The organism is Actinoplanes oryzae, from assembly GCF_030757795.1.
Classification (GTDB): domain Bacteria; phylum Actinomycetota; class Actinomycetes; order Mycobacteriales; family Micromonosporaceae; genus Actinoplanes.
Map to the genome: position 1 here is coordinate 1 of NZ_JAUQWH010000237.1, position 10,797 is coordinate 10,797.

General features: G+C 74.2%; 12 protein-coding genes. 7 read left to right on the forward strand and 5 right to left on the reverse strand.

The features are described from left to right. Positions 1-2 precede the first annotated feature (2 nt). The 3 genes from RBH18_RS40805 to RBH18_RS40815 are packed head-to-tail and all read left to right on the forward strand — an operon-like array spanning position 3 to position 1,447. Positions 3-170, forward strand: coding sequence for a hypothetical protein (locus tag RBH18_RS40805; protein ID WP_306215888.1), 168 nt, complete (start codon positions 3-5; stop codon positions 168-170). Between the two features lie 18 nt (positions 171-188). Beyond that, positions 189-698: a SigE family RNA polymerase sigma factor gene (locus RBH18_RS40810; protein ID WP_306215877.1), complete on the forward strand. Its 510-nt coding sequence runs from the start codon at positions 189-191 to the stop codon at positions 696-698. Then, positions 695-1,447 carry a hypothetical protein gene (locus RBH18_RS40815; RefSeq protein WP_306215878.1) on the forward strand — a complete coding sequence of 251 codons (753 nt, stop codon included), beginning with the start codon at positions 695-697 and terminating at the stop codon, positions 1,445-1,447. The genes RBH18_RS40810 and RBH18_RS40815 overlap by 4 nt, the downstream gene beginning before the upstream one ends. Positions 1,448-1,499: 52 nt before the next feature. On the opposite strand, the gene RBH18_RS40820 is transcribed toward RBH18_RS40815, so the two are convergent. Then, entirely contained in the window at positions 1,500-1,856 is a 357-nt protein-coding gene (locus RBH18_RS40820) for a group I truncated hemoglobin (RefSeq protein WP_306215879.1), read from the reverse strand. A gap of 121 nt (positions 1,857-1,977) precedes the next feature. Here RBH18_RS40820 and RBH18_RS40825 point away from each other — a divergent pair, with 121 nt between their 5' ends. Continuing rightward, entirely contained in the window at positions 1,978-5,433 is a 3,456-nt protein-coding gene (locus RBH18_RS40825; protein ID WP_306215880.1) for an nSTAND1 domain-containing NTPase, read from the forward strand. Positions 5,434-5,436: 3 nt separating this feature from the next. On the opposite strand, the gene RBH18_RS40830 is transcribed toward RBH18_RS40825, so the two are convergent. From RBH18_RS40830 to RBH18_RS40840, 3 genes are all read right to left on the reverse strand, one after another. Next, positions 5,437-5,916, reverse strand: a complete 480-nt coding sequence (locus RBH18_RS40830) for a peptidase inhibitor family I36 protein (RefSeq protein WP_306215881.1) — start codon at positions 5,914-5,916, stop codon at positions 5,437-5,439. 56 nt (positions 5,917-5,972) lie between these two features. After that, a complete protein-coding gene (locus RBH18_RS40835; RefSeq protein ID WP_306215882.1) occupies positions 5,973-6,800 on the reverse strand; it encodes a hypothetical protein in 828 nt (275 codons plus the stop codon). Between the two features lie 105 nt (positions 6,801-6,905). Beyond that, entirely contained in the window at positions 6,906-7,799 is an 894-nt protein-coding gene (locus tag RBH18_RS40840) for a LysR family transcriptional regulator (RefSeq protein WP_306215883.1), read from the reverse strand. Between the two features lie 67 nt (positions 7,800-7,866). Here RBH18_RS40840 and RBH18_RS40845 point away from each other — a divergent pair, with 67 nt between their 5' ends. From RBH18_RS40845 to RBH18_RS40855, 3 genes are all read left to right on the forward strand, one after another. Continuing rightward, complete coding sequence (locus RBH18_RS40845) at positions 7,867-8,631, forward strand: inositol monophosphatase family protein (RefSeq protein WP_306215884.1); 765 nt, start codon at positions 7,867-7,869, stop codon at positions 8,629-8,631. Next, the gene (locus RBH18_RS40850; RefSeq protein ID WP_306215885.1) at positions 8,628-9,227 is read left to right on the forward strand and encodes an NAD(P)-dependent oxidoreductase; all 600 of its coding nucleotides are present in this window, start codon (positions 8,628-8,630) and stop codon (positions 9,225-9,227) included. The genes RBH18_RS40845 and RBH18_RS40850 overlap by 4 nt, the downstream gene beginning before the upstream one ends. Before the next feature lie 158 nt (positions 9,228-9,385). Then, a complete protein-coding gene (locus RBH18_RS40855) occupies positions 9,386-9,901 on the forward strand; it encodes a hypothetical protein (RefSeq protein WP_306215886.1) in 516 nt (171 codons plus the stop codon). Between the two features lie 70 nt (positions 9,902-9,971). Here RBH18_RS40855 and RBH18_RS40860 read toward each other — a convergent pair. Continuing rightward, positions 9,972-10,797 (reverse strand): helix-turn-helix domain-containing protein (locus RBH18_RS40860; protein ID WP_306215887.1); only part of this gene is annotated, 826 nt, incomplete at its 5' end.

The window sequence follows — 10,797 nt, forward strand, 5'->3', positions numbered from 1 at the left end:
TGCTGCGGTTCGTCTTCCGCAGCCTGACCACGCCGCTCGACCAACTGCCGCGCCGCACCGCGCTCCAGCGCGCCGTCGTGGAGCACCTCGAGGCCGGCGGCCACTGGGAATGGCGGCAGGGCCGCATCCCGGCGAACTTTTCGCAGGGCCCGCGCGTCGAGAGTGCATGACTGATCGAGAGATGTGCCATGGCGCGCGGTGACGCGGAGTTCGCGGCCTTCGCCGGGGCGAGCTTCCACCGGCTGCGCAGGGCGGCGTTCCTGCTGACCGGGGACGCCGCCCAGGCCGAGGACGCGGCGCAGGCGGCCCTGGTGAAGACCTATGCCGCGTGGCGGCGGGTGCACCGGCAGGACCCGTACGCCTACACCCGCCGCGTCATGGTCAACCACCTGAAGGACCAGTGGCGGCGGCCGGTGCGCGAGGAGGCGTACGAGCAGGAGCGCATCCCCGACCGCCCGGCCGGGCACGACGTGGCCGGCGACGTCACCCAGCAGCGGTGGCTGCTGGACGCGCTCGCCAAGCTGGCCCCCCGGGAACGCGCCGTGGTGGTGCTCCGCCACTTCTTCGACCTGAGCGAGCACCAGGTCGCCGCCGAGCTCGACATCGCCGTCGGCTCCGTCAAGAGCCTCAACGCCCGCGCCCTGGGCAAGCTGCGCATCACCCTCGACCCCGCCGAGCCCCTGGGAGCATCGCGATGACCGACCTGGACACCTTCCGCACCGCCCTCGCGGGATCCGGCGACGGACTCCCGCCCGCCCTCGACGACATCATGGGTGCCGGGCGCCGGCTCCGCCTCAAGCGCCGCCTGGCGACGGTGACCGTGGCAGCCGCGGCGCTCGTGGTGGCCGCCGGATCGACCGTGACCGTGTGGCAGGCCCAGGCGCCCCCGGCCGGGCAGGCGGCGGCGTGGCCCGCCTCCTCCAGCTCGCCCGACGGCAGCTGGGGCGCGCCGGTGCGGACGGGCATCAAGCAGGGCAGGGGCGAGATCGTGCTGACGGCCTTCCGCCCGGCCAACCCGGCCTATCCGGACATCAGCTTCGGCGTCCGCGCCTGCGTCGAGGAGGCCGGCGTCATCGGCACGTGCGTCTACGACTTCGACGAAGCCGGGCCGGACCGCAGCCCCGGCTTCCACAGCGTCGGCGCGGTGACCGGCGAGGGCGGGACCAACTTCCCGATGTACGGCTACTACGTCGGCCCGGCGGCGTCCATCACCGCCACGTCGCGCGGCGAGGCCGTCGCGGCCCAGACGGCACAGTGGAGTGAGGATCCGGACGTCGTGCTCTTCTGGTTCCCGCTCGACCAGGTCTATCTGAAGCCGGACAAGACCCACCCCAACTACGCCGAGCACAAGGTCACGCCCGGCGAGGAGCCGGACATGACGAACTGGGCCGCCTTCGACGCCGACGGCAACGCGCTGCCGCTCGGCAACCCGGTCGTGCGCGGCTGACCCTCGTTGTGCCGGCCGGCCGGCGCACCCCTCCCGGGTGCGCCGGCCGGCCTCACTCCACCACGTCGGCCTCGACCGCGCCGAGGATGCCGCGTACCTCGCGGAGCACGTCGTCACCGGCCTGCAGGGCGGCGAGTACCCCGATCAGGTACGCGCCCACCAGCGCGTAGTCGTCGGCGCCGATGTGCAGCCCGTCGTGCGCGGCGCGCAGCTCGCGGCCGGTGTAATCGGCCGGTCCGCCGAGCGTCTGGCTCAGCAGCGCGCCCATGTGCCGCTTGAGCCCGTCGAGATCGACCTCGGCGAAGAAGCCCGCCAGGCGCGGATCCCCGAGAACCGCCCGGTAGAGGGCGTCGACGGCGGTCGTGACGGCGGTCGCGCCGCCGATCCGGGAGTAGAGAGTGCCGTCCATGTCTGCCTCCTCGCCCGCACGCTAGAGCGGCCCCGGTCGCCGTCGGCGCCCGTGTCGCCAAAATGACAGCGATCAATGCGTTGAGCGGCCTGAATGGAGGCATGTCGGACGGGGGGATGACATGCCGAGGACGGAACGTGAGCTGGATCCCGGGGACACGCCGCTGCTGAGGTTCGCCGGTGACCTGCGCCTGTTGCGGCGCAAGGCGGGCAACCCGCCCTACCGGCAGCTCGCCCAGCGGGCGTTCTACTCGGCGGCGGCGCTGTCCGAGGCCGCGTCCGGACGCAAGCTGCCGTCGCTCGCCGTGACTCTCGCGTATGTGCGGGCCTGCGAGGGTGACGGGCAGGAGTGGGAGACCCGCTGGCACGCCCTCGCGGCCGCTCTTGCCGCCGGCGCGGGCGACGGGGACGACGGGACGGTGCCGCCGTACGCCGGTCTCGCCGCCCTCCAGCCCGAGGACGCCGGGCGCTTCGCCGGTCGGGAGCGACTCGTGGAGGAGCTGCTCGCCAAGCTGGCCGAGCGGCGGCTGGTGGCGGTCTTCGGCGCATCCGGGGCGGGAAAGTCGTCGCTGCTGCGGGCCGGGCTGATCCCGCGCTGGACCGCGGGGCGCCCGGATCGGGCCGTGGTGCTGCTCACGCCGGGGCCGCACCCGCCGGCGGGGCTGAGCGCCCCGCCCGGGGCGGCCGAGGTGCTGGTGGTCGTGGACCAGTTCGAGGAGACCTTCACCCTCTGCGCCGATCCGGAGCAGCGCAGCCGGTTCGTCACCGCCCTCACCACGGCCGCCGCCCCCGGCAGCCCCAGTCGGGTCGTACTCGGCGTGCGGGCGGACTTCTACCCGCACTGCACCGGTTTTCCGGAGCTGGTGGAGGGGCTCCGGGACGCCCAGGTGGTCGTCGGGCCGATGAGCACGGGCGAACTGCGCCGGGCCGTCTCGGAGCCCGCGGTCCGCAGCGGTCACGCCGTCGAGAGCGCGCTGCTGGCCACCGTGGTCGCGGACGCCGCCGGACGCGCCGGGGTGCTGCCGCTGCTGTCGCACGCCCTGCTCGAGACGTGGCGCCGCCGCCGGGGCACCACGCTCACGCTGACCGGCTATCAGGCGGCCGGCGGCATCGACGGTGCCCTCGCGCACACCGCGGAGTCCGCGTACCGCGCGCTGACCCCGCAGCAGCAGCGGGTGGCTCGCCACCTGCTGCTGCGGCTCACCGCGCTCGGCGACGGCACCGAGGACACCAAGCGCCGCATCCGCCGTGACGAGGTCGATCTGGCCGGCCGCGACACCCGGCTCGTCGTCGATCGCCTCACCGCCGCCCGGCTGCTGACCCTCGACCGGGACAGCATCGAGATCACCCACGAGTCGCTCATCCGGCGCTGGCCACGGCTGCACGGCTGGCTGACCGAGGACCGGGAGGCCCTCCGGGTCCACCGCCGGCTGACCGAGGCGGCCCGGGTGTGGCGCTCCACCGGGCGGGATCCTGGTGCCCTCTACCGCGGCACCCCGCTCGCCCTGGCCGAGGAGTGGGCGGCCGGCCGGGACGGGCTGAGCCCGGACGAGGCGGAGTTCCTCGCCGCCGGCCTCGCCGCGCGAGCCACCGAGGAGGCGGCCGCCCGCCGCCGCGGCCGCCGGATGCGCCGGCTGGTCGCCCTGCTCAGCGTGTTGTGCCTGGTGGCGACCGCGGCGACCGGGCTCGCGGTCCGGGCGTCGCGGGCGGCCGCCCGGGAGCGCGACGCCGTCACCTCGCTGTGGGCCGCGGACCGGGCCGACGCGCTGCGGGTCACCAGTCCGGCCCTCGCCGCCCGGCTCGGCCTGGCCGCATACCGGCTCTCGCCCACCCTCGGCGCCCGCAGCAGCGTCCTGAGCAGCTTCGCCACGCCGTACGCGACGCAACTCACCGGGGCGGGCGAGCCGCGGTCCGCCGCGTTCAGCCCGGACGGTCGGCTGCTCGCCACGGGGGGAGAGGACCACGTCGTCCGGCTCTGGCATCTCGGCGACCGCCGGGAGATGCGCGCGCTGCGCGGTCACACCAGCCCGGTGCGGGCCGTGGCGTTCGACGGGCCGGTCCTGGTGGCGGCGGCGGAGGACGGCACGGTACGCCGCTGGGACGTCGGCGGTGGCGGCGCCGGACCGCGGGACCAGCTGCTGACCGTGGGGCCCGGGGACACCGTACGGGTGTGGGGCGACCCCGGCCGGGCGCCGCGGCTGCTGCGGCTGGGAACCGGCGTGGCCGCCGCGGCCATGACCCGCGACGGGAAAACCCTGGCGACCGGCGGGGACGACAAGATCGTGCGGCTGTGGGACGTCACCGGACCCGGCGGACCGCGGCAGCTGGCAGCCCTGGACGGGCACACCGACGCGGTACGGGCGGTGGCGTTCGGCCCCGACGGGCGGACGCTGGTCTCCGGGGGCGCCGACGCCACCGTGCGGCTGTGGTCGGTGCGGGACCCGCGCCGGCCGCACGCGCTGACCGTCCTGCCCGGACACACCACCGGGGTCACCGCGGTCGCCGTCGGCCCGGACGGCGCCGGCCTCGCCACCGCCGGCGCCGATCGCAGCCTGCGGCTGTGGGACCTGCCCGGCTCGCGGCTGATCGGCCACGAGAGCTCGGTGTACGCGGTCGCGTTCGCCCCGGGCGGGAGGACCGTGGCGACGGGCAGCTACGACCGGACGGTCCGGCTCTGGGACGTGGCCCAGCGCCGGGAGAGCGCCGTCCTGCGCGGGCACGCCGGGCCGGTCAACGACGTGGCGTTCCGCCCCGGCACCGGCACGCTGGCCTCGGCATCCCATGACGGCACCGTACGATTCTGGGCCACCGCGACGGGCGCGCCGCTGCCCGGGCTGCGCTATCCCGGCTCGATCGAGGCCATGGCGTTCCGCCGCGACGGGCGGATGCTGGCCGCCGCTTCGCACGACGGCACGATCCGGCTGTCGCAGTTCGCCGGCGGGCGGCCCACGCCGGCGGCCACGATCACCGGGCACGCCGGGTCCGTCGAGAGCGTGCAGTTCCGCCCCGACGGCGCTGTGCTGGCCTCCGGCGGTGCGGACGGGACTGTCCGGTTGTGGGACCTCGCCGATCCGGCCCGGCCCCGGTCGCTCGCGGTCCTGCACGCCCATGCGCAGAGCGTCAAAACCGTCGCCTTCGCCCCCGGGGGCGGGCTGCTCGCCACCGGCGGCGACGACGGCACCCTCCGGGTGTGGGACGTCACCCGGCCGCGGTCCCCGGCCGGACCGGTCACCCTGGGCGGCTATGCCGACGGCGTGATGGCTGCCGCCTTCGGCCCCGACGGGCGCACCCTGGCCACGGCAAGCTCCGACGAGACCGTACGGCTGTGGGACGTCACCGATGCCCGCCGACCGGTCGAGCGGGCGGTCCTCACCGGTCACGACAAGCCGGTCGACGCGCTGGCCTTCGCCCCGGACGGCCGTACGGTCGCCACCGGCGGTGAAGACTGGACCACGGTCTTGTGGGACCTGAGCGTGGACCGGACGGCCGGGAAGATCTGCTCCCGCACCGACCCCGCACCGCTGCGGGAGGCGTGGAGCACTTACTTCCCCGGCCGTCCGTACCGCTCGCCGTGCTGACCGCTACGACGGGTCGCCGCAGTTCACGACCCACCGGTGCGACGCGATGTTGTCATTGATCCGCTCGCGGTAGCCGTCCTTGTCGCTGCCCCAGGAGAAGATGTAGCCGTCGTCGAGGTTTCTCCAGGAGTCGCCGACGCTCAGGCAGGCCCAGGCTCCGGTGTAGCCCTGGCCCCAGTAGAAGTTGACCTCGTCACGACCGCCCACGTACCCGGTGTTCCGCAGGTCAGAGGCGATGTTGAGCATCGTGCCGCCGGGCGAGCAGTCGGTCCAGCTCGCGTCGTGACCGGTCCACCAGCAGTGGCGGCCGCCACCGTTGGCGTGCTCCCACGCCCGGACGCGTCCGTCGGCGGCCAGTGCGGCCTGTGTCCGGCTCGCGGTGTCGCCGGATCCGGTTCCCGGATCGGCCGCCAGGGCCGTGCCCGGCACGGCCAGGGCGCCCAGGAGGGCGGGTACGGCCGTCAGTGCGTACCTCTTGCGCATGATGGTTCCCTTCCGAGGTTCCCCACGGCGGTCGCCGTGGCGTTCGTGGCGACCGGCTATCGAGACCGGACGATCTCCCGGGCCCGGGGCAGGGCGCGGCTCTGCAGCCGTCGCCGGGCCTCGAGATCCGATCGCGTCTGCTCACTCAGGACGTCCTGGTAACGGCTGTCCAGCTCGCGGCTCACGGCCGACAGCCCGCTCGTGCCCGCGCACCTCGCCTCGGCGACAGCCAGCTCGGTCTCGTCCGGCCGGGGCAGCCGCTGCTCCGCGTCCGCGAAGGCCGCGTGCAGGGCGGCGGGGCTGTCGTACGGATGGCCGCCGCGGTGCATGCAGGCGGCCCAGCGGCGGACGGCCGCGGTGAAGCGCGCGTCCGCGGTGACCAGGCCGGCTCGCACCCCGGGCAGGCTTTCGGCCACCTTGGTCACCCGGTACCACGTGGCGAGGTCGCCGTAGAGACCGCTCCGCGCCTCGGAGACGCAGCCCTCGTCGCTGTGCTCGACCAGCAGGCCGTTGGGCAGTCGCGCGCGCAGGCCGGTCGGCTCCCGCCCGTTGAGGGCCACGATCGCGGCGGCCCGGCGGCCGGTCGGCAGGCTCGCGTGGTAGCGCTGGTTGGCGCTGGACTCCCCGCCGACCGGCTGCCGGAACGAGGAGTAGCCGTGCCGTCGAGCCCAGTCCACGTCGTCCAGGACATAGGGGAACGACCGCTCCTGCGCCTGCTGCGCGGGCTCCGGCCAGTAGTCGAAGCCGGCCCGCTGCATGCACCGCTGCACGAGGACCTGCTCCGCGTCGTGCAGCACCCGGCCGTCGTTCCCGGCCGGCTCGCTGCCGCAGGCGGCCAGCAGCAGCGAGGTCACCGTTGCCCAGGCAACCCTCTGGTACGTCATCGCCGATCCCCCGTCCGCACGTCGACAGGGGTCATGCTGGGCCGGAAAGGTTGTCTTGTGTCGGGGCGCGGCGGCTGAACACCAACGCCTGAACAACCGCCGCCGTCAGCGGACCGTCCCGAGGGCCGCTCTCACCTGGGCACGGAGCCAGGCATGGGCCGGATCCGAGTCGTAGCGCTGGTGCCACGTGCAGACGATCGGCGGCTGCGGAGCGGCGAAGGGGAGCGGCGCCACGGTCAGGCCGAACGCGTCGACGAGGGGACGCCAGATCGCCGCCGGCACGGTCAGGAGGCTGTCGCTGTGGCTGATCAGGTGCACGGCGGTCGCGGCGGTGGCCACGGATGCGAGGACGCGGCGGCGCAGGCCGTGGGTGGCGAGGACGTCGTCGAGCGCGTCGGTGAGGCGGCCGCGCCGGGAGACGAGGACGTGGGGGTGGGCGGCGTACGCGGCCAGGTCGAGGTCGCCCGCGTACGGGTGACCGGGGCGCCGGACCACGACGATCCGGTCGTGGCCCACGGTCTCCGACCGGAACTCGGGCAGGCCGGGGCCGGTCGCGCCGATCTCCAGGTCGGTGCGGCCGTGGCGCAGGTCGTCGGTGTCGAAGGCGGGCTCGGCGAGGAAGCGCAGCCGCACCCCGGGCGCCTCGCTGCCGATCGTGGCGAGCAGCGGCGGGGCGAGGGCGGTCGCCAGGGCGTCGTGGCACTGCAGCGTGAACGTGCGGTCGAGCTCCGCCAGGCGCAGCTCGCGGCTCGGCGTCAGCACGGCGGCCGCCTGCCGGACCAGGCCGGCGACCTGCTCGCGGACGGCCAGCGCGTACGGCGTCGGGGTCATCGTGCGCCCGGTGCGCACCAGGATGTCGTCGCCCGTGAGCCGCCGGATGCGCCCGAGGGAACGGCTGACCGCGGGGGAGGAGAGCCGGAGCCGGTCGGCGGCGCCCTGCACGCTGCCCTCCTCGAGCAGGGCGTCGAGCACCGTGAGCAGGTTGAGATCCAAGTGCATGGGAGTAAATCCTAGCCTAACGAGAGTGCACTGGACTTAATCCGGAGGAGCCCGCAGATTAGGGGACATGGATCTTCTGGCTGGCACTACCGAAGCGGTACGGCAGGCGGCACTTCTCGTGGTCCGGGGCGCCCGGCCGGCGACGACGGAGGAGCTGACGGCGGCGCTGCAGGCCAACGACCGGGCCGTCGCCGACGTGCTGCGCCCGGCCCTCACCGGCGCGCTGCCCGGCGCCGGCTGGACCACCGACGAGCACGCCGACGGCCCGATGCCGGCCGGCGACTGGTGGGTGGTCGACCCGGTCGGCGGCAACCTCAACGCGGTGTACGGCATGCCCGACTGGAACATCGGCGTCAGCCTCGTCCGCGACGGCCGGCCCGCGCTCGCCGTCGTCCACTTCCCGGCGACCGGCGAGATGTTCACGGCGACGGCCGGCGGCGGGACACTGCTGAACGGCGTACCCGTGCGGGCCTCCGCCAAGACCGACCTGGCAGTGGCCCTGACCGGCACCGGCCAGGCCAAGCCCGATCGCGACCCCGCGCACGCCGAGCGGGTCGGCGCTGCCGTCGCGGCGATGATGCGGAACGCCCTGTACGTACGCGCCTCCGTGCCGGTCGGCCACCAGCTGGCCCAGGTGGCCGCGGGCCGCATGGACGTCCACTGGCAGTTCGACAACCTGCGCTCGCACATCGCGCCCGTCCTCCTCGCCCGCGAGGCCGGCGCCACGGTCACCGATCTCGGCGGCAACCCCTGGGAGATCGCCAGTACGGGCTACCTGGCCGCGGCCCCGGGCCTGCACGCCGCCGCCCTCGACGTGCTGAAGGGCCTGTGACCGTGGAACTCGCCGTCCTCGGGGCCTCCGGCGCCACGGGCCGGGAACTGGTCCGCCAGGCGCTGCGGCGGGGGCACGCCGTCACCGCGATCTCGCGTACGCCGGTGCCCGGGGTGCCGCACGTGCCTGCCGACGTCCACGACCGCGATGCCGTCGCCGCGGCGCTCGACGGCCGCAAGATCGTCCTCTCCGGACTCGGTAACGTCCGCGGCGCCACCCCGGGCGTGCTCACCGCCGGGGCCCGCGCGATCGTCGCGGCCGGACCCGAGCGGGTCGTGTGGCTCGGGGCGTTCGGCACGGGCCCGTCCGCGGCGGCCGCCGGTCCCGCCACCCGCACCCTGCTGCGCATGCTGGGCGACCTGCCGGACAAGCTCGCCGCCGACGAGGCCGTGCTGCGCGCCGGCGGCACGGTCTTCCACGCGGGCCCGCTGACGACCGGGCCGCTGAGCGCCTCGGCCCGAACGGTGAGCCTGGACGCCGTACCGAGAAGGCTCTTCCCGGCCCGCATCAGCCGCGCGACGGTGGCCGCCCTGATGCTCGACGAGGCCGAGCGCCCGGCCTTCGCGGGCGCGATCGCCGTCCCGCTGACGACATGATGTCTCGCCGTCGCCCCGCACGCCGATCATCCATCAGCATGATTACTCGTTGACCGCCGACCCATGACCTGTTCGGCTCTCACGTCGTCAGCGTTTCCGGACCGGCGGGCCGGGCAGTAACTTCTGCTGCGACGCCGAAGCTCGTCGGAAGGCCGCGCGTGAGTAACCAAGTCAGTGACCTCCTTGTCGCCGTTGCCACCGTGAATTCACGGCTGGACATGTACCGCGACAGCTGCAAGCAGCAGCGAGCCGATCTGTTCGAGACGAACCAGACGGTCAATGCGATCACCACCCTCTTGAAGGCCATCTCCGCCACGCAGAGCGAGCACAATCAGAAACTGTCCGGCCTGCAGCGCGACACGACAGAAGTCCGTGTCAATGTGGCCGATCTCTGTCGCGACGTGACCGACCTGCGTGGCAACGTGATCGACATCCGTGGCGACGTGGCCGACCTGCGTCGCGACATGACGGAGGTCCGCATCAACGTGGCCGACCTGCGTGGCGACGTGACCGACATCCGTGGCGATGTGACCGGCCTGCGTGGTGACATGACGGAAGTCCGTGGCGATGTGGCCGACCTCAAGCGCATGCAGGCCGAGCAGACCGCCACCCTGGCCAGCCTCGGTGCGGGCATGGTCGAGTTGCTGCGCCGGACCGGGGCGCCCCAGACCTGACCCCGGCGCGACCGCCGCCTCGGCCGTGGAACCGACCGGGTGAGGTCGGCCGGGGCAGCGGCGGGCGGCGCTAGCCGATGGCAGGGATGCCCAGGGCCGTTCGAGTGCGTGCCAGCGTCTTGGGACGCCGATGCCGGCCCGGCGGGTTCGGGCCCTGGGCGTCGGCCGGGATCAGTAGGTCGATCGGGGGCCGGTCAGGCTCCGTCTGCGGCGAGCGCGAGGAGGCCTCACGATGCAGGCGATCCCAGGTGGACTGCCAGGCCCGGCAGTCGCCGTCGGTGCCACCGCACAGCCTGACGACTTCGAGCAGCAGCGGCAGGGTCAGTTCGCCGGCCTGGCGGACCTGCGGGGTCGAGGGGCTGGGACGCTGCTCGGCCGCTGCGAACCACTCGAAGCCGGCGATGGTGGTGCCGGGTCGTGACCGGCTGGGATTGTGCAGGTCGATGTCGAAGCCCGCGGCGACCTCATGCAGCAGGACGTAAAGGTCCTTGAGATGGCGAGTGAGGTTGAGCCGGGCCACGTCGGTGACCCGGGGGGTGGTGTCCCAGCGTCCCGGTGGACGTAGCTTGCTCGCGGCACGCGCGGAGACTTCGGTGACGGCGTCGACCTGGTCCCAGAACCTTGCGCGCCGCCACTGCCGCAGGCTCTGCTCCGTGAAGATCTCGTGGCGGCGCTCGCCGACGTCGTGCAACTGCTTGAGCTCGGCCAGTTGCAGCGTGGTGACCACGCTCGGGTCGACCATGCGCAGCGCCTCGACGTAGAGCAAAACGCGTCCCCAGCCGACGCGCTTGCCGTTGGCGATCTGCGACAGGGAGTTCTGCTGCACGTGGACCAGCTTGGCCAGGGCGCGGTAGCTGGGTGAGCCGGCGTCGCGGCGGTACTGCCGCAGCCGGGCC